The 20,843-nt window shown below is 46.0% G+C and carries 8 protein-coding genes; 3 read left to right on the plus strand and 5 right to left on the minus strand.

The window, feature by feature from the left end; all coding sequences use genetic code 11:
• The first annotated feature begins 5 nt into the window (after positions 1–5).
• The gene (locus ACIZ62_RS08280; protein WP_414151679.1) at positions 6–3,470 is read left to right on the plus strand and encodes an EAL domain-containing protein; all 3,465 of its coding nucleotides are present in this window, start codon (positions 6–8) and stop codon (positions 3,468–3,470) included.
• Positions 3,471–3,498: 28 nt separating this feature from the next.
• Here the strand turns inward: ACIZ62_RS08280 and ACIZ62_RS08285 are convergent, their stop codons facing one another.
• Complete coding sequence (locus ACIZ62_RS08285) at positions 3,499–4,770, minus strand: EAL domain-containing protein (protein ID WP_414151680.1); 1,272 nt, start codon at positions 4,768–4,770, stop codon at positions 3,499–3,501.
• A 224-nt stretch (positions 4,771–4,994) separates the two neighbouring features.
• Positions 4,995–5,780, minus strand: a complete 786-nt coding sequence (locus ACIZ62_RS08290) for a hypothetical protein (protein WP_414151681.1) — start codon at positions 5,778–5,780, stop codon at positions 4,995–4,997.
• 346 nt (positions 5,781–6,126) lie between these two features.
• On the opposite strand from ACIZ62_RS08290, the gene ACIZ62_RS08295 reads away from it, so the two are divergent.
• Together ACIZ62_RS08295 and ACIZ62_RS08300 are read left to right on the plus strand one after the other, a co-directional pair.
• Complete coding sequence (locus ACIZ62_RS08295; protein WP_414151682.1) at positions 6,127–11,310, plus strand: leucine-rich repeat protein; 5,184 nt, start codon at positions 6,127–6,129, stop codon at positions 11,308–11,310.
• A 104-nt stretch (positions 11,311–11,414) separates the two neighbouring features.
• Entirely contained in the window at positions 11,415–16,541 is a 5,127-nt protein-coding gene (locus ACIZ62_RS08300) for a leucine-rich repeat protein (protein WP_414151683.1), read from the plus strand.
• Between the two features lie 430 nt (positions 16,542–16,971).
• Here ACIZ62_RS08300 and ACIZ62_RS08305 read toward each other — a convergent pair whose 3' ends face one another.
• The 3 genes from ACIZ62_RS08305 to ACIZ62_RS08315 all read right to left on the minus strand — a co-directional run bounded on the left by ACIZ62_RS08305 (position 16,972) and on the right by ACIZ62_RS08315 (position 20,755).
• Complete coding sequence (locus ACIZ62_RS08305) at positions 16,972–17,289, minus strand: sigma-70 family RNA polymerase sigma factor (protein ID WP_414151684.1); 318 nt, start codon at positions 17,287–17,289, stop codon at positions 16,972–16,974.
• 461 nt (positions 17,290–17,750) lie between these two features.
• Positions 17,751–20,075, minus strand: coding sequence for an ABC transporter permease (locus ACIZ62_RS08310; RefSeq protein ID WP_414151685.1), 2,325 nt, complete (start codon positions 20,073–20,075; stop codon positions 17,751–17,753).
• On the minus strand, positions 20,072–20,755 hold the full coding sequence (locus ACIZ62_RS08315; RefSeq protein WP_414151686.1) for an ABC transporter ATP-binding protein: 684 nt from the start codon (positions 20,753–20,755) through the stop codon (positions 20,072–20,074). The genes ACIZ62_RS08310 and ACIZ62_RS08315 overlap by 4 nt, the downstream gene beginning before the upstream one ends.
• Positions 20,756–20,843 lie beyond the last annotated feature (88 nt).

The raw sequence follows: 20,843 nt of genomic DNA on the forward strand, positions 1-20,843 counted from the left end.
GCAGGATGGCATTAGATAACTTATTTAATCGCATAAAATTAAAAGAATCGTCAACTTTACCGGAAAAGGATCAATGGTACCTCGAGAATCGTCGTCATGCTCAGGAAATGATGAAAACGGGAAGTTGGACCTACGAAATTGGGAATGATACGGTCTATTTTACCGATGAGTATTATCGTATTTTTGAGACAGCTCCTGATCAATTAGGAGAAAATGCGGAGTCTTATTTTCAATATGTCAGCAAAGAAGATGTGAACAAGGTAAAAAATTCACGTGAGCTGGCATTTTTGGGAAAGGATCAGGAACTGGAATATCAAATTATCACCGGTCAGGGAAATGAAAAATTTGTCAAAGAAAAAACCCGAACCCTGGTGGATGAAATGGGTAAGCCAAAAAAAATTATTGGTGCGCTTCAGGATATTACCAGTGAAAAAATTATTGAAAACAGTTTAAAAGAGCTGGGTGAGAACCTGAATTTAGGCCAAAAGGTTGCTGGCCTAGGCAGTTGGAAATACAATGCGGTAAAAAATGAACTCTTCTGGTCTGACGAAATCTATCGAATTTATGATCTCAAACCACAAGAGTTTAGAGGGACCGTTATTGAATTAATTGACTTCACCTATCCGGAAGATCGTTGTGTTTTAGAAGAGTTAACTCAAAAACGGTTAGCCCGTGAAAAATTTGATCTCCAATACCGGATTCAATTAAGAAACGGGACCATTAAATACCTGCGTCTGGTAGGGGAGCCCATTAAGAACAAGGACGGACTAAACACGGATCTGGTGGGAACCATCCAGGACATCACTGAAATTAAAAAACTGGAAAATGAAATTAGCTTCATTAAAAAGAATCTTGAGCAAGCGCAGCGACTGGCAAAAATCGGAAGCTGGGAAATGAATGTCAGGAAAGAGGAGAATTTCATGTCGAATGAAGCGCTCCGCATTTTTGGCATCACAACCGGGGAGTTTAAGGGAACCTTTGAAGATTTCATGAGCCGGGTGCATCCGGAAGATCGTGATATCATTATTGCTTCCATGTCCGGTCAGTTAACTGAAGATCCTTTTGAACTTGAATTTAGGGTAATTAGAAAAGATGGGACCTTTCGTGATGTTTTTCAAGTAGCAGAATTTAAGCTTGATGAAAGCGGTCAGATGATGCGGGCTTACGGGACCATCCAGGATATTACCGAAAAAAAAGAGTTCGAACGCGCCATCGAAACCAAACAGCAGGAGATCGACAAAATACAGCAACGAACAAGAATGCTCATTCAGGAGTCCGGGATGGTTTTTGAGATTATTGACGAGAATGGCATTATTAAATATATCAGTGATACCTCTCAAAAAGTTATTAATTACAATCCCGGGAGTATGATCGGTAAAAGTGTCTATAACTATTATGATCACGATGAAGCGGCTTATTTAAAGGGCCTGATTCATAGCGCCATGGAAAATAAAGAGAGCCCGGAAACGGGGATTATTACCTTTGGTAGAAAAACCGAGAAGCCCATTTACCTTGAGGTTCATATCCAGAATTTTCTGGATCATCCCATCATTCAGGGATTAGTTCTGGATTTTCGGGATGTAACTGATCGTATCATCATGCAACGGAAAATAGAAAAGCTGGCATCCTATGACGAAACAACCTCTCTGCCCAAACAAAATCAGTTTAAAAAAGAGCTAGCTGAAAAATGCCTAAAAGCGACAATTGACCAGCAAAGCCTGATTGTGTTAATGCTGGACTTTGAAGGGTTTAAAGAAATCAATCATTCGATGGGATTTAATATCGGGCAACAGCTGATTGTTCAGATTGTCATGCGACTACGGGGGCTTTTGGGAAAAGATACCCTGATTTCTCGGTATTCTGAAGACCAGTTTGCCATTGTCATTGAGAAATTAATTAACCTGGAGTCCTACGAAGCCAGGGTTTTGGAAGTTATCAATTTTTTTGACCGTCCCTTTAAAATAGATATCTATGAATTTGATGTCAATGTGAATGTGGGAGTCAGTGTTTATCCGCTCGAAATACAAGTAAAAGATGGGGAGCAAGAGGACGAGTTGACGACAGAAGCTCAAGCGCCGGATGAAATTGAACAGTTGGTTCAGTATGCCAACATCGCCCTGGTTTGGTCTAAAAAAGAGGGCAAAAACGGCTATCGGTTTTATTCCTCAGAGCTCAACATCCAAAACTATAAACAGCTCCAACTGCGCCACGATTTACGAATGGCCGTTAAACGCGATCAGTTTATGGTTTTTTATCAACCCATGGTACGGATAAAAAACAATGGGATCTTAGCCGTTGAAGCCTTGATTCGTTGGAATCATCCGGATTGGGGAATTGTCTCGCCGGAAGAATTTATTTTCCTGGCCGAAGAAACCGGCGCCATTGTAGAAATGGGGAAATGGGTACTCAGGAAAGTTTGTGAAGATCATCGTTATTGGATGATGAAGGGCTACGAACCGGTCTATGTTTCGGTTAATTTCTCCAGCATCCAGTTTTACGAGCGTGATTTTGTCAACAATATTACCGCTATATTAGCAGAATATGAGATGGATCCCAAATATCTGATCGTCGAACTGACTGAAAGCCTGATTATCGAAAATGCTTATAAAGCCATTGATGATATTGAAAAACTCCAGTCGGCGGGCATTCAAGTCGCACTGGATGATTTTGGTACCGGTTATTCTTCGCTCAGTTACTTGCAGTACTTTAATATTGATATCATAAAAATGGATGCGTCCTTTTTAAAGAATATTATGGCAGATAGGACAACAGCCATCATTGCCCAGGCGATTATTAATCTGACCAAGGAGTTGCGCATTAAACTGGTTTGCGAAGGCATCGAGAATTGGGATCAGCTTTCATTTCTCAGAGAAAATAATTGTTTTTCAGGGCAGGGATACCTTTACTCACGACCCGTTCCCTTTTTGAAAATTGATGAACTGCTGGAAAAAGGAAAGTGCCGACCGGTTCTCAGCAACACAACATTTAAACCCCAAGTTGAAAGGCGACGCTATTTCAGACAGGCCTTTCGTGATCTATTACGAACAGATCTGACAATTTTGAGAATTAAAGACAAAAAAATGAACGTGGGAAATTCAAAGGCCCTGATTAAAAATATTGGTCCCGGTGGGCTTTGCTTTATATCCAACATCCAGTTTCCACTGGAACGGGATTTCACCCTCAAGTTTAGCACGACTCTTTTAGGAAAAGAAATCATTGCCTTGGGCACCCCAGTTTGGAGCCAGGAAGCGGAGGGCAATCTCTTTGAGTATGGGATTAAGTTTATAATGGATGAAGCTGAAGCCGAGGAACTGACCCGGATTCTTTATGAGCTTCAGGTGAAAATAAAAAAGAATATTCTTTTTTCAGACGGCAGCTTTACCGACAAAACAGCCTATAACTATTTTAACGATCTCACCGGACAGCAGATCCCGGCGAAGGTCGATTTCAGCCAATATAAAAAAAGATGAACCCGCGGGTTCATCTTTTTTATGCCGTTTAGGGGCTAACAGGGAGGGGTTGCTGGGTTTCTAAAAAATCGACGCAGAGGATGTATTTTTTGGCTGCCAGTCGAAAAACCCGGGAATAGGTGATGCAGAGATTCCCGGTAGCCATCGAGACATAGGGTTCGGAAATGTAGGTATCCTGTTTGCGTTTGATCAGATTATAATAGAAGTTTTTAATTGAGTGATCGACCCCCATCTTAGCAGAATGAAACACCAGTTTTTCGCAGGCACCCATGTTTTTGGCACCAATTGTGTCGCTGCATTGAATTCCGGATTCATCCAGCACATAGGCACAATCCACCGCTTCTGTGAGGATCAGGCATTGGAGGAGCTGGTTGTCAAATTCATTGGGGTGATCCACCACCGCCAGAGCTTTGATCATCCCATTAACGGTTTGGGTGTAAGCCAGACACTTCTGATTGTAATCCTCCAGCTCCTGGAGCAACAGGGCTTTATAGTTGTCTACCACCAAAGCGGTTTTAGCAATCAGTTCAGCTTTGAGAACAAAATCATCGCTGGGTTTGGCAAAATAGAAACCCTGGATTACCTGACCACCCAATTTTAACACCTGAATCGCTTCGGTCCGGGTTTCCACCCCTTCGGCGACAATCAGGGCACCAATCTTATTAGTCAGATTTACCAGCGATTTAAAGACTTCCTGCTTGTGATAAATACGATCGATATCCGCAATAATGGAGCGGTCAATTTTGACGATGTCTGGTTTTAAGCCGGCGATACGGTCCATATTGGAAAAACCGGCACCGACATCGTCCAGAGCGATCAAAAAGCCCTTGTTTTTATAGGTGGTCACAAATTGGGTCAAGCCTTGGGCGTCCATAGCTTTTGACTCATTGATTTCGATGACGATATTTTTAGGACTGATGCCGCTGCTATTAACTTGTTCCCAAAGGTAATTGGAGCCGCCCACCTCATCGATGATGGCCGTGTCCAGGTTGAGAAATAAGAGCAAGTCCCGATTTGTCTGATGATAATCCCGGAAGGCAGTAAGAACTGCATCCCGGCAAGCCCGATCCAGTGGGGTCGTCAGCCCGACTTTAGCAGCAGCGTCAAAAAGCAGCTTTGGTGGGATAATTTGGGTTGAACCCGGAATAATCCCACGGATCAAGCCTTCCAATCCCAATATTTTTCTCCCAGTGACGGACATAATGGGTTGAAAATAAGCCATTAGTCTCTTTTGTCGGATGACTTCACTGATATTAAATGTCTTTTCTGTACAGATAATTTTGTGCGTTGTTATTTCCAATTTCTTCTCCAGAATTTTGCGATTTTCGTCTCTTATATAAGTTGCTTTTACTATCCGATCCCGCAGCGAACAAGCGTTTAACAATTGGTCGGTACGGTAGTATAACGATACAGCAGTATGACTTAATTGTACTGTGTTATCCGGATTAATTCAACCTTTTTCGCAGTTTCAAAAGTGTCGCAGACATCGCTTTCGGCTTGCGCCAGACAATGGGAAGATAAGATTTAATGATCGTGATGGGTATGGTTGCAAGTGTGGCTGTGAACATGGGGGGCCGTTTCCTTGGATTTGATCTGAATAAAATCCTCATAGGCCTTATGGATCACATCGTAATTCTCAAAGATGCTGATCGTGTTAATATTGTCTTGGACAGCTTTAAGCAGCTCATGGACGTGATGGCGTTTTAAGTAATCCGGGAGGCTCACATCGAAATTTACATAGGACCCGATTGCCAGAGCTTGTCCATAGAATTCGGCTAATGCCTGCATGTGGGCAGTCAGATCAAAAGAAAGCAGGCTTTCGTATTCCGGGACAGTACCACAGAGATAAGAAAAAAGTACCGCTTTGTTTTCAACGCTGGTCAGGTTGTAGTAAAGGTAAAACCCCCGGAACCAGGCCCGGACTTCGGCCAAGAATAAAAAACAGGCGGAATCGGGGAATTGGGCGGCCCGCAAATTAGCAACACCGTATTTTTCTTTAATATCAGCAAAGTCAATCAATCGGGTGTATTCGTAGGCAATGGCTTGGCCGTATTGCTGGGTTTCATCAAAGAGATCTTCATGGAGTAGTAAATAGTAATGATCATCCTGCTCATCGGGTAGTACCAGCAGTTTTAGGCTGTCATCAAGCTCTTGTTTGGATGCTTTAATAATAGCCTGGTCGCATTTGGTATTAGCCAGTTTTAGCCGCTCATGATAAAGATCGGTGGTGACGATGATTTCCAGGGGATAATCTTTTTGTACCTGATAAACGAGATTATATGTTTGGATCATGTTTTGGATAACGGACATAGGGTTTCCTCCTTGATGGTGCAGTTATATAAGTATCCTTAATTAGGTTATTTCATAAGTATAACCGTTTCGGGGGATGGTGTAAATGGGGGAAATTTGTCCTGCGGCAAATGGATGGATTATCTATTAATCCGACACCTGTGCAAATGGTTTAGAGCGGGCGGGTTTGATGGTTTAAATTGCACACGTTTACTGAAAAGCAATTGATTTGAGCGGCTGACTTTGGTATAAACTACGCCTTTTTGGGTAAAAACTACGCCTTTTTGAGAGTCGACACCGATATTCTGAAAGTGATATAATTAAAGCATTAAATATGAAGAAAAATTAGAACAATAGGAGAAAAACGATGAAGCATAAACTATTTTACTGGTGGGCTGTGATTACACTGGTATTTTTATTTCTTCCATCAACGGCGTTGGCGGTTGACAGCCCAGTCGGGGTTAGCTACCGCGGCCATATCCAGGACCGCGGCGATTACCCACTTGACGGCAGCTGGGTCGACAGTCCCGAAATCATCGGCACGGTTGGTCAGAGCAAGCGGATTGAGGGCTTTGAAATTAAGTTGACGGGAACCGTTCCCGAGGGGATGGAATTGCGCTATAACGTCCATGTTCAGAATAAGGGCTGGCTGTATGACGAGAACGATTCCGCCGATTGGCCCAAAGACGGGGTCTATGCCGGTACTCGGGGGGACGGCCTGCGAATTGAAGCGGTCAAGATTGTTTTGACTGATCGCGCCGGGAAAGCGTTGACGGGTTATAGCGTTCAGTATCGCGGCCATGTTCAGAATGTTGGCGATTTGCCGGCTGATAAAACCCAGTGGCTGGTCGATGGTGCGCAGTTAGGCACGGTCGGGAGTTCGCTGCGGCTGGAAGCACTGCTGGTGCAGGTAGTTAAAACCGCGGTTGATCCACCGGAACCAATTGAGCCGACGGTTTATGACAAGGCCGGTACTTACGGCCCGACCACTGGCACTGAGACAGTGGCCGGTGATGTAACCATCGCTGCCGATGGCGTGATCCTCCAGAATCTGGTGATTCAGGGTAATCTGACCATCAGTGAAGCTGTCGGCGATGGCAATGTCACCCTGAATAACGTCACGGTTAAGGGCGATACCTTTGTCCACGGCGGCGGGGTTAACAGCATTAAGATCAACGGCGGTGCGTATAGTCGCATTGTCATGGAGAAAACCGCCAGCGGCGCCGTCCGGATTTTGGCCACGGATGTAGATGGAATGGCGGTCGTGATTGCCGAAGACGCTACCGGGGAAACGATTATTTTGGAAGGTAAGTTTGACAGCGTGGAAGTCAATGCCCCCAACATGACCGTGACCACCCAGGGCGCTACCACCACTATCGGGACGATGACAGTGAGTGCCGGGGCCGCCGGTAGTACGGTAACCGTCGCGGCCGGTACCACGGTCAGTGATCTGGTGCTGGATGGCAAAGCGGCGGTTAAAGGTCAGGGCAATGTGGTCAAAGTCGAGGTTAAAGCCGACGGCGTGGTCTTTGATAAGAAACCCGGCGCCGTTACGGTGGAACCGGGCGTGGTGATTCCACCGGTCTTTCCGACGCCGGATAGTGGTGGGGTAACACCCCCGGGGCCGATTGCTGTTACCGCGGTAAGTCTGAATAAATCGGCTTTGATCTTGTCTTTCGATGATACTGAAATCCTGGCGGCCACGGTAGCACCAGCGGATGCGACGAATAAAACGGTCACCTGGACAACCAGCGATGCCACCATTGCCACGGTGGATGCCACCGGGAAGGTCACCGGGAGTGCCAACACCGAAGGGGAGGCTACCATTACCGCCACGTCGGCTGATGGGACGCAGTCGGCTAATTGCACCGTAGCCGTGACCAGATTTAAGGTGACCAAAACCACGGATGGCATCGGCACGATCACCGGGATGAACGGCAGCAGCACGGACATTGCGATCCCGGAAACCATTGGCGGGTTGACCATTACCGCCATTTCTGATCAGGCCTTTTCCGGGTGCAGCAATTTATCCAGTGTGACGTTACCATTGGGACTGACCGCCATCGGGGCTGAAGCCTTTAATAACTGTTCCAAGTTGACGGATATTGAGATCCCTAAAGGGGTCATTTCGATTGGGAATGCTGCCTTTGGTTTTGATGCGGGCAAAGCTCCAGCCAGCCGCAGCTATACCTTCCAGGGCGATGTGCCGGGGGCGATAGGTGCCAGTGCGATTCCTAAAACTCCCCAACCGAAGATCCGGTATTATGAGATGTATGCCGGCTTTGAAATAGGGGATTGGTACGGGTATACCAACAAGGAGGTTATTTTAGCAAAGCCGACCAATTTAAGTGCTACGGCAGAATGTGCATCGACGCCAAAAGTCAATTTAACCTGGGATCCAGTCGATGGCGCTTCATCTTATCAGGTTGGTGTTATCGTCACCAATAGTTCCGGCACCCTCATAATTATAGCAGCTACCGATGTCAATTCAGTAACACTCACCACCGACTTAATCAGTGGAGAAACCTTTGAATATGCGATCATGGCCAGGGATGATTATGGGACGTCGCTGTGGTCGGAAGTGATACCAGTAGCGATTCCTTATCCGGTTCCGGTCACTGCTTTATCAGTGGGGGTAGACAAATCGACCCTTGTGATGGGTGACACGGGTCAGTTAAGCGCTACATTTACGCCCACCAATGCTACCCACCAAAAGGTTTTCTGGTCTTCGTTAACTCCCGGCATCGCGACAGTGGATGCCGCAACCGGGGTGATTACGGCAGTTGCATCCGGGACAGCAATAATGCAGGGAAAAACTGAGGATGGCAGTTTTACGAATACGTGCTCAGTGACAGTAACACCGGTTCAAGTGGAAAAGGTGACCCTAAACCAAGACACCATTTCTGTGGCGGTGGCCAAAACGGCTCAGTTGATTGCCACAGTAACGCCGACCAATGCCGCTGATAAGACTCTAACCTGGTCATCCAACGACAAAAGCATCGCCACGGTGGATGCTAACGGGATGGTTACCGGAAATAAAAAAGGAACCGCCATTATCACCGTTGCATCTGTCGATGGTGCTAAAGTTGCTAGCTGTACAGTGAATGTTATACAACCGGTAACCGGGATAAAGCTTCAGCCCTCGCTAAAAACCATGGGTATAGGCATGAAGTTTCAACTACCGGTGACCGTGGAACCGGCTGATGCCAGCAACATGGCGTTAAACTTTACCAGCAACAATCCGTCAGTGGCAACAGTAGATGAAAATGGACTGATCACCGCGCTCAGTGTTGGGAATTTCATTATTACTGTTCGTTCGGCTGATGGCTCCTGTTCGGAGAGCTGCATCATGAATGTGATACCTTTTGCTTACAGTGAAGCGGATGGCAAGATCACAATTACCAAATATAGCGGCAATGAGAGCAAGCTTTCATTGCCAGACGCGATTGATTTTAAACCAGTGGTTGCCATTGGTGAATCGGTATTTGAGAACAATACAACGCTGACAGAGGTGATGATAAAGACAAATATGGTCACAATCGGTAATAATGCCTTTAAGGGTTGTACAAATCTTTCAACTGTTATACTTGAAGGTGGCATGAAGCTTGTGTCAATCGGGGATTATGCGTTTAATGCGTGTGCGATTAAGACCATAACCATCCCGGGTACCTTAAAAACGATTGGCAATTATGCTTTTGAGAATTGCAATGATCTTTCACAAATCATGTATGATGGTGGTACTCAGCTTGAGACAATTGGAATAGCGTCCTTTAGTCATTGTGCACTGAATGCAGTCGCTATTCCGGCCAGCGTGACAACCATTGGCGATGATGCTTTTAATGGAAGCTATAGCCCCACCATCATCTTCGACAGCGGTACAAAGCCGTTAACAATCGGGGACCGCGCTTTTTTTCACTGTGCGCTTAAGGCCATCACCATCCCGGCCAGAGCAACTTCTCTGGGAATGGAAATTTTTGGAAACTGCAAAGGTCTCTCGCAAGTTATAATTGAAGACGGCTCAGAGCCGCTGACAATTGGTGATAAGGCCTTTGCTAATTTGATGCTTTCAACCATCACTATCCCGGCCAGAGTAACTGCGATTGGAAATAGTGCTTTTTACGAAAGCACGACCCTGTCTAACGTTATTTTTAAGAGTGGGACAAGCCCGCTGACAATTGGAAGCTGGGCTTTTTATAAGTGTCCGTTAAGCTCGGTGACGATTCCGGGTAGAATGACAGCCATCGGAGATTATGCCTTCGCGGAATGTCCGGTGTTAACCGTCACGTTTGATCCGGGATCAGAGTCGTTGTCTCTTGGAAACCGCGCTTTTAATGCGTGTTCGTTGAGTTCACTAATAATTCCGGCCAGAATGACAACCATTGGGGATTATGCCTTTTATGGAAATAGGTGTTCAGACGTCAGTTTTGAAAGTGTTTCAAAGCTTAAGACAATCGGTAACTTTGCCTTTTATTATCAGGCGGTTACCTCGATTACAATCCCGGCCAGCGTCACAATCATTGGCAATAGTGCCTTTTCAAATTGCAATGAATTAAAAAGCATCATATTTGAAAGCGGTTCACAACTTGCGACCATCGGAGTGAATGCGTTTAATTATTGTGCGATGACCAATATCACCATCCCGGCCAGTGTGACGGCCATTGGCGATCGGGCTTTTAGTTCATCAAATTTGAACAACATCAGTTTTGAAAGCGGATCGCTGCTTAAGATAATTGGGAACCTGGCATTTTCACATTCGAAATTGAAAGCAATCGCGATTCCAGCCAGTGTGACAGCGATTGGAGAGGAGGCGTTTAAAGAGACCCCGCTGATAAGTGTCACTTTTGACAGTGGTTCACAGCTTGAGACAATAGGAAGTCATGCATTTGAAAAACGTGATTTGATATCGGTGTCGATCCCCGCTAGTGTAACAGCGATTGGTGATGGTGCTTTTAAGTATTGTAATAAATTAGAAACTGTCAGTTTTGAATCCAACTCAAAGCTTAAGGAAATTAGTCCAGAGACCTTTTATGAGTGTGCGCTAACATCCGTAACAATCCCGGCCAGTGTGACGTCCATTGGCGATCGAGCGTTTGCGGATAATAACAAGAATTCATTATCCATCGAATTTGATGGCATTTCGCAACTTGAGACGATTGGTGAGATTGCATTTTATAGTTCAGGATTAACATCAATCAAGATTCCCGCCAGCGTAAAAACCATCGGGAGCAAGGCGTTTGGGAAATGTTATTCCCTGTCAAGTGTCGATTTTGACTGTGGTTCACAGCTTTTAACTATTGGCCCCTCTGCTTTTCTCGACTGTGCGCTCAAGTCAATAGCGATCCCAAATAGTGTGACGGAGATAAAAGAAAGTGCGTTTACTGGCAATGCGTTGACGACGATTAGAATTGGTGCGAATGTTTCACTTGGTGATGCCGCGTCACTAGGCAAGTATGGTAGCGTGTTTAATACTTACTACCAAAGTGTTAAGAGCAGTGCTGCCGGTACCTACACATATAATACTACAGCAAATATGTGGTTAGACGGACCCTGACAAAAAACGCGATGAGGAACTACGCCATTTAAAGATGGACTGGTTTTTATAGAAGTGATAAAATTAAGACAATATTCTAAATAGATGAAAATGGCAGGAGAAAAATGAATAATAAACTCGTTTACCAGTGTGCTTTGATCACATTACTTTTTTTATGGTTACCGCTAACGGTCTGGGCTGCTGATAATCCCGTGGGAGTTTCCTACCGGGGCCACATTCAAGATCAGGGCGATTACCCACTTGACGGCAGCTGGGTCGACAGTCCCGAAATCATCGGCACGGTTGGTCAGAGCAAGCGGATTGAGGGCTTTGAAATTAAGTTGACGGGAACCGTTCCCGAGGGGATGGAATTGCGTTATAACGTCCATGTTCAGAATAAGGGCTGGCTGTATGACGAGAACGATTCCGCCGATTGGCCCAAAGACGGTGCCTATGCCGGTACTCGGGGGGACGGCCTGCGAATTGAAGCGGTCAAGATTGTTTTGACTGATCGCGCCGGGAAAGCGTTGACGGGTTATAGCGTTCAGTATCGCGGCCATGTTCAGAATGTTGGCGATCTGCCGGCTGATAAAACCCAGTGGCTGGCCGATGGTGCGCAGTTAGGCACGGTCGGGAGTTCGCTGCGTCTGGAAGCGCTGCTGGTACAGGTAGTTAAAACCGCGGTTGATCCACCGGAACCAATTGAGCCGACGGTTTATGACAAGGTCGGTACTTACGGCCCGACCACTGGCACTGAAACAGTGGCCGGTGATGTAATTGTCGCAGCCGATGGGGTAACTCTCCAGAATCTGGTGATTCAGGGTAATCTGACCATTAGTGAGGCCGTGGGGGACGGCAACGTCACCCTGAACAACGTCACAGTTAAGGGCGATACCGTTGTCCGCGGCGGCGGGGTTAACAGCATTAAGATCAACGGCGGTGCGTACAGCCGCATTATCATGGAGAAAACCGCCAGTGGAGCCGTGCGGATTGTGGCCACGGATGTAGATGGGCTGGCGGTCGTGATCGCTGAAGACGCTACCGGGGAAACGATTATTTTGGAAGGTAAGTTTGACAGCGTGGAAGTCAATGCCCCCAACATGACCGTGACCACCCAGGGCGCTACCACCACTATCGGGACGATGAAGGTGAGTGCCGGGGCCGCCGGTAGTACGGTAACCGTCGCGGCCGGTACCACGGTCAGTGATCTGGTGCTGGATGGCAAAGCGGCGGTTAAAGGTCAGGGCACCGTGGCGAAAGCCGAGGTTAAAGCCGATGGCGTCGTCTTTGACAAGAAACCCGGTTCCCATACCGTGGAACCGGGTGTGGTGATTCCACCGGTCTTTCCGACACCGGATAGTGGCGGCGGCAGTGGCGGGGGAACACCCACCATTATTCCCGTCACAGGGGTAAGTCTGAATAAAAAAGATTTGATCTTGTCTTTCAATGATACGGAAACCCTGGTGGCCACGGTAGCACCGGCGGATGCGACGAATAAAGCGGTCACCTGGACAACCAGCGATGCCACCATTGCCACGGTGGATGCCACCGGGAAGGTCACTGGGAGTGCCAATAAAGAAGGGACGGTCACCATTACCGCCATTTCGGCTGATGGGGCGCAGTCGGCTAGCTGCGAGGTAACCGTGACCAAATTTAAGGTGACCCAAACCGCCGAGGGCATCGGCATGATCACCGGGATGAACGGCAACAGCACAGACATTACGATCCCGGAAACCATTGGCGGGTTAACCATTACCGCCATCGGTAGCAATGCTTTTATGGGTTCCACTATTGAAAAGGTAATGATTCCCAAGTCGGTTAAAGTAATTGGTTATCTTGCTTTTGCTTCTTGCTACTCACTCAGATCGGTGGACTTTGCAACGGACTCAACCCTTGAGACGATTGGAATTAATGCTTTTTCAGATTCTGGTTTTAACACAGTAGCGATTCCCAAGTCGGTTAAAACAATCGGCAGCGATGCGTTTTACAATTGCAACCAATTGCAATCGGTGAGCTTTCCAATGGACTCAAGCCTGGAGACGATTGGCGTTAGGGCCTTTGCTGGCAGCTATGTGTGGAACATGACCTTGCCGGAAAAGGTAACGGCCATTCCGGATCAGGCCTTTTCCGGGTGTCGCAATTTATCAAGTGTGACACTACCATCGGGGCTGACTACCATCGGGGTGGAAGCCTTTAAAAACTGTACTCAGTTGACAGATATCACCATCCCGCCACTGGTCTATACGATTGGTAGTGCTGCCTTTGATTTTGATGCGGGCAAAGAACCAGCCAACCGCAGCTATACCTTCCGGGGCGATGTGCCGACGACACTGGATGCCGGGGCGCTTCCGACCACTCCCCAACCGAAGATTCGTTATTATGAGAACTATGTTGGCTTTACCACAACGGATTGGGATGGGTATCCCGACAAGGCGGTTATTTTGACACAGCCGACCAATTTAAGTGCTATAGTAGCGTGTGCTCCGACGCCAACAGTCAATTTAACCTGGGATCCAGTCATTGGTGCTTCCTCTTATCAGATTGGTGTCATTGACACCAACAGTCCTAGCACCGTCAAAAATATTGCGGATACCGATGTCAATTCAGTTGTAATCACCACCGACTTAATTAGTGGAAAAACCTATCAATTTTCAATCATGGCCAGGGACGATGATGGAATCTCGAAGTGGTCGCAAGTGATACCAGTACCGATTCCTTATCCAGTTCCGGTCACTGCTTTATCAGTGGGGGTAGACAAATTGACCCTTGTGATGGGTCACACGGGTCAGTTAAGCGCTACATTTACGCCCACCAATGCTACCCACCAAAAGGTTTTCTGGTCTTCGTTAACTCCCGGCATCGCGACGGTGGATGCCGTAACCGGGATGATTACGCCAGTAGCACCCGGGACAGCAATAATGCAGGGAATAACTGAGGATGGCGGTTTTCCTAATACGTGCTCAGTAATAGTAACGCCGATTCCAGTCGAAAGCGTGACCCTGGATCATACTATCCTTTCGGTGGGAGTGACCAAAACGGCCCAGCTGAACGCTACAGTGCTGCCGACCAATGCCGCCGATAAGACCATAACCTGGTCATCCAGCAACGATAGCATTGCCACAGTGGATGCCACCGGGAAGGTTACTGGGAAAAATGAAGGGACGGCCACCATTATCGTCACCGCCAGTAATCTTGCTGGGTCGCAGACGGCCAGCTGTGCGGTAACCGTGACCACCAGCTTTAAGGTGACCCAAACCGGGGACGGCATTGGCACGATCATCGGGATGAACGGCAGCAGCACGGACATTGACATCCCGGAAATCATTGACGGGTTAACCATTACGGCCATTGGTACCGGCGCTTTTCAAAGTTCCGCTATTGAATTTGTGGTGATTCCCAAAACGGTTAAAGAAATCGGTTATCACGCTTTTGGAAACTGTTTTTTCATGGGCACAGTAACCTTTGCACCGGATTCAACCCTTGAGACGATTGGCGCTTCGGCCTTTGCTAACAACCATATGAGTTCTCTGATTCTGCCAAATTCAGTAACCTCGATAGGAAGTAATGCCTTTGAAGGTTGCACTATTTTGAATTACATCACGATTCCCGTAGCGGTAACGGCCATTCCCGATCAGGCCTTTTCCGGGTGCAGCAATTTATCCAGTGTGACGCTACCATCGGGACTGACCGCCATCGGGACTGAAGCCTTTAATAACTGTTCCAAGTTGACGGATATCGAGATCCCTAAAGGGGTCATTTCGATTGGAAATGCTGCCTTTGGTTTTGATGCGGGCAAAGCACCAGCCAGCCGCAGCTATACCTTCCGGGGCGATGTGCCGGGGGCGCTAGGTGCCAGTGCGATTCCGATCACCGTTACTCACATTCCGACGATCAAGTATTATGAGAATTATATCGGCTTTACAACAGTGGATTGGGCTGGGTATACCAAAGCGGTTATTCTAGAAAAACCAACTCAGACTGACCCGACGGCCACCAATACCGGCACCCCGACGGTTGATTTAAGCTGGGCAGCAGTTACCAATGCAACGGGCTATCAGGTCTATTTTAGTAAAAAAAGTGATCTTTCAGATGCTACTATTATCCCTGTGACCGAAGCAAAAGCAAAAATCGAAACCGGGTTGGAGCCTAGGCAGCTCTATTATTTCGCTGTCAAGGCTCGGGATGCTGATGGGGAATCACTGCTGTCGGATGTAAAATCGGCGGCGATTCCGACTGTTGAAGTGACGGGGGTCAGCCTGGACAAAACAATACTTTCGGTAGGGGTGACCAAAACGGCCCAACTGAATGCCACGGTGGAACCGGCTAATGCCACTGACCCGACGTTAGAGTGGTTGTTTGACAATCTCGCGGTGGCCACGGTAGATGCCAATGGGTTGGTTACCGGGATCAGCGAAGGAACGGCAACCATTAGATCGACAACTCCCACTCATACATTTTATCAAACCTGCATTGTAACAGTGACCGAGAGTTATGACGTATCAGTTACCGACAACAAAGCCACCATTACCAAATATTATGGCGATAACAAGGATGTGGTGATTCCGGACACGATAGACGTTAATGGAACACCGATCGAGGTTGTCGCTATTGGGGACGCCGCTTTTGGCAAGACCCAAGCAGAAATCAATAGTGGGGATATGGGCATTACGGCGGTGACTATCCCGGCAAAGGTGACCAGTATTGGGACAATGGCTTTTAACAATTGTCGCAATCTGACAATGGTCACCTTCGATTCAGGATCGCAACTGTCAATCATAGGGGGGTCAAGTTTTTCGGGGTGCAAATCTTTGAGCAATATCATACTGCCCGACACAGTCACCACGATTGGCGACTACGCTTTTGGTAATTGTAGCGTATTAAAAACCCTGGCGCTGCCGGAGACCCTGACAACAATCGGTATCAATGCCTTTTATTTCACGGGATTAACGGCTATTACGATTCCAAGTCAGGTCACCAGCATTCCAATCTCAGCTTTTTATGGTTGTCTGGGGCTAACAACCATCGATCTGCCCGCCGGATTGCAAACCATTGGAAATACGGCATTTGCTTTTACAGACAGTCAAACCCCGATAACCCGGACCTTTACCTTTAACGGGGATGCACCAGCGTTGGGAACGGCTGCCATTCCAGTATCGGATGGGACCGCCACTGTCACTATTAAATATATAAATGGCAGTAATGGGTTTGGAATAAGCCCGTGGACAGACTGTAATTTAAGGCCAATCAGCTAGTAAACTAAAAAAGAACACCCACACCGCCATCCTACCGACAGCTCACCATTGGGATGACAGTTTTCTTTCTTTGATGTCACTTTCGGGAACAACAAGAAAACAGCGTGTTAGAGCAGTTTTGCACTCAAAGGTTTATAGACAGAAAAGAAAGCAAAATATGATCCACAAAACGCTTTAAGTATGAGGTAAAGGAAATTGAACCACCTCAAAGAGAAAAAGCCACTGTGGGGCATTTGTGCCGCTTACAAGCGCTTATAAAGGTCAAACCCACCACAAGTGTGACAAAGCTCCCCGAAACGAATCTCGGGGAGCCTTTCCTGTAAAACAAGTACGACTTACCTGTAGTAGCTTTTCATTTCCTGAAACAAGGCTTTCAAAATTTTGCGTTTCCTGTGGCCGACTGCCGAAGCAGATATTTGCAATAGCTGAGTTACCTGTTTCTCTGTCTTTCTTCAAAAAAGATGCCATTGATGATTTTCTGTTCCTCTGCGCTTAGCTTGTCCAAACAGTAATGAAGATGGCTTATTTGTTCAGATTTCAGGACTTCATCCTCAACAGGAGTTAAACTGTCCAAGCAAATAAATTCTATTGATACGCCAGTTTCAATGAATTGCTCCAAAGAGTGTTCATGTTTGGTAGTTTTGTTTTTCAGGTATCTCTCATGTTCGTATTCCTGATAATAGGCTTTATATACCTCGTAGGTAACAGGAATTCTTTTCCCATTTACGACCAATGTGTACTTTCTCATATACTTTAAACTCCAAATTTTCAATATGTTCAGGTGAAAATCTGAAGGAAGGGAGGAGAACGGCACCGAGGAAGCAATAAAAACAAAAGGTACACAGGGGGTAAAATCATGCCCTCCTGTGTACCTTTTGAGAAGCTATGGTAGTGGTAAACACGAACTATTGGTTCGTGTTTATGCGCACAACTCCCCCATAATGATGGTGAGCTTTTTTTAATTGCCTACTTAGCAGAGAAAATGAAATAGACATAACGATACCTCCACAGATATCGTCGTGTCCTTTAAAATGGGTGACTTTAATACACCCTCCGTGATTCAATTTTTTAAAAAAGAATACGGCGGCTTTGAATGTTATTTCAAAACCGCCGTTAGGCATTGTTGTTCTTTAAAAGGCATAGCTATACCACCGCCAAAACAACGTTTTTTTTATTACCATGTTCCGGCTACCTAAATTCAATTTACTGTTATTCTGCGTTCACAACATTAACGATACTCATTTTTTCAATTTCCCTTGCTGGCGATATTACCGCAATAATAGTAGTGAGCAGTGCAGCACCAATGGTTACAACCAACACAATAACGGGAGCTTGCCATGTTTCACCCCAAATAGAACCGATAATCAGATCAAACAGTAAGCGGTGTAGAAATAATCCTAACACGCTGCCGACGACACTTCCCGTTACAGCATAAGTAGCAGCTTCAACCGTAATCATTCGTTTTAACTGCTTAACAGACATACCTACCGCCCGCATAACGCCGTAATGATTCATTCTACCGGAAACACTTGCGCTAATCGTGTTAACAATGTTAATCAGGGCGACAAGTGCAATCACAATTAAAAATCCATATATAAATACCGACATGGAGTTGTATGCCATACGAATATCCCGATTGCTTTGAACCTTGTCTATCAGTTTCATTTGCTGGGGCAGCAATTTACGGACAGCTGACGCAATAGAGGAGTCTGCCTTTTCCTCCACTTGTATATCAATAACGGTGTAATCAGATATACCCGTTAACACTGTAAAGGTTTGTTCCGAGCATATTACGTTTAGGGTATTCTCTTTTGCATCAAAGGGTGAATTGGATAGAATACCGGCAATCTGCACGTCTTGTTTTCCATTCGGGAGTTGCAACGTAATCGTATCGCCAACATCCCATTTCAACGCACCAGAATATACTACCAAAACACCAGTGCCGGATTTAACCGCTTCCATATCTCCACGAATAAGCTGTTCATGTGCCCAGTCAAATTGTTTATCCTCATAGGAAATTAAGTTGACCTTCTTGCTGTCTGCTTGATTTTCCGCCGGAATATCATAACTAAACATTCTTCCGAAAACATTTGTTACGTCTTTAATCTCCGCTGCATTTTTAAGTAACGCAGGAGAAAGAGAAGCTGAATTGTCCTCTGCGGTTATGGAAATATCCGGCGCATATGGACGCAATGGCTTTATCGCATGGTTCATAAACGAAATTAGCACCGTAAAGCATAAAAACATAATAATACTAATGGCAAAAGAACCCGTCATAAGAAAAACATTTTTTCTACTTTGAAAGGCATGGCGTATTCCCATAGCCGTTTCTACATGGAAACGATTTGTATTTGCCTCTTTGTTTGCTGCTTGCTGACTGCTACTATCCGCATTCCCGGTGACAGCAGCTTGCGGAGAAACCCTTGAGGCCTTTTTGCTGGGTGAACGCGACGCAAGCATAACGGTAAGAAAGCCCATAACCGTACCGGCAAGCAAGCCAATCCAACTTATTTGAAATAAGGGCATATCCATAAAATAATCGGAGCCTGTTAATCTTAAAAGCAACAATGCAAACCACATAAGTATACAGCCTGCAAGTAAGCCGATCGGAACGCCGGTCAGACAATATCGCAGCCCCTCAAGGCGCACATATCTTTTGACTTGCCGCTTCGTTGCACCAAGACAGCGGAGCATACCGAAAAACTTTACTCGTTCGGATACGCTTAAATTAAAGCTGCTTGCAATCATAAAGGTGCCTGCCATCAACACAAGTACAAACAGTATTCCGGCCATCAAGTAAAGCTGCATCATGGTGCTATCTTCGCTTTGTCCCATAACACCTAACAACAATTTATTTTCAATCACTTGCTTGTCAGACAGCCCCAAAGTCTGTTGTATATCTGATATGGCACCTCGAATATTGGTTCCATTTTTGAACTGTACTACATATATCCCTTGATAGGCACTTCCTGCAAGTGCCTTTATGCCATCTAGTGAGAGATATAGGCCATGTGAGCCTGTCCCTTGCAAACTGGTAAAATCACTAAATGTCCCTGAAATAGCGAAATCAATCATACGCCCATCAAATAATTTTACGCTGGCAGTATCCCCAATAGAAATATGAAACTGCTCTAATGCAGCACGATCTATCAGTGCTTCGGTTTCAGAGGCGGGAAAATTTCCGGTATCCACAGCAAGGTTCATTTGTTCTGATATGGCCTTATCACCACCCATAACGAGCAGGTCTGTTCCTTGCATATTAACACTTTCGGACTGTGCAATAAATCCAGATACCGCTACATCCTCACGACTTGCTATTTGTCCGGCTACTTCCTCTGATATGTCATTGACCATAACGTGGTAGTTGCCGCCTTTGCGGATTTGTTCGCTGATTTGCCCTTTTACGCTCATATCAGCCATACCGAAAATTGCTGCCACCAGCATGACAGATATCGCAATACAGATTACAGTTAGCCTGTTTTTCTTTTTGTGTACTTTCGAATATTTTGAAACAAGATCAAGATAGCTGTTCATTCGGTATATCCCCCTAAATCTGTGAGAACACCGTCTGACACTTGCAGTACACGGTCAGCCGTGGAAGCAATACTGCGATTATGCGTTATCATGATGATTGTTTGCTGATAGCGTTGGGATGCTGTTTTCAGAAGCGAAATTACCTCACTTGAATTTTGGCTGTCCAAGTTTCCAGTAGGTTCGTCAGCCAATATCAGCATGGGACGGGTTATCAGTGCTCGTCCTATAGCTACACGCTGCTGCTGACCGCCGGATAGCTGCCGGGGCAGGTGCTTGCGTCTGTCCTGCAGGGAAAGAACTGTGAGGATTTCCTCAACATAAGCCGGATCAGACTTTTTATAGTCGAGCAGAACGGGGAACGTAATGTTTTGCTCCACATTCAGTTCTGGTATCAGATTGAAAGCTTGAAAAATAAAGCCAATATTTCTGCGGCGAAAAATAGTCAGTTTTTCATCTTTCATACTGAATATATCTTTGCCGTCAATTAGCACCTTGCCGGTAGTAGGGCTATCCAGTGCCCCAATCATGTTGAGCAATGTGCTTTTCCCGGAACCGGATTCACCCACAACGGCAATAAATTCTCCTTTTGGCACTGAAAAATTCACATTTTTCAATGCGTTTACCGCAGCTTCACCTGTACCATAGGTTTTGTTAATCGAATTTACTTCTAATAAATCCATATCTTATCACGCCTTTCTAAGCGGCCATTTTATAATGTGTTATAACCACCTAATGACAAGTTAACATTGGCACCTTACTCCCACATGA

The sequence above is a fragment of the Acetobacterium carbinolicum genome (genome assembly GCF_047456275.1).
GTDB lineage: Bacteria > Bacillota > Clostridia > Eubacteriales > Eubacteriaceae > Acetobacterium > Acetobacterium carbinolicum.

Excerpts from the sequence above, each read along its gene's own strand:
- ACIZ62_RS08305 (WP_414151684.1), bottom strand. The coding sequence starts at position 17,289 with ATGAGAAAGTACACATTGGTCGTAAATGGGAAAAGAATTCCTGTTACC.
- ACIZ62_RS08310 (WP_414151685.1), bottom strand. The coding sequence starts at position 20,075 with ATGAACAGCTATCTTGATCTTGTTTCAAAATATTCGAAAGTACACAAA.
- ACIZ62_RS08315 (WP_414151686.1), bottom strand. The coding sequence starts at position 20,755 with ATGGATTTATTAGAAGTAAATTCGATTAACAAAACCTATGGTACAGGT.
- ACIZ62_RS08280 (WP_414151679.1), top strand. The coding sequence starts at position 6 with ATGGCATTAGATAACTTATTTAATCGCATAAAATTAAAAGAATCGTCA.
- ACIZ62_RS08295 (WP_414151682.1), top strand. The coding sequence starts at position 6,127 with ATGAAGCATAAACTATTTTACTGGTGGGCTGTGATTACACTGGTATTT.
- ACIZ62_RS08290 (WP_414151681.1), bottom strand. The coding sequence starts at position 5,780 with ATGTCCGTTATCCAAAACATGATCCAAACATATAATCTCGTTTATCAG.
- ACIZ62_RS08300 (WP_414151683.1), top strand. The coding sequence starts at position 11,415 with ATGAATAATAAACTCGTTTACCAGTGTGCTTTGATCACATTACTTTTT.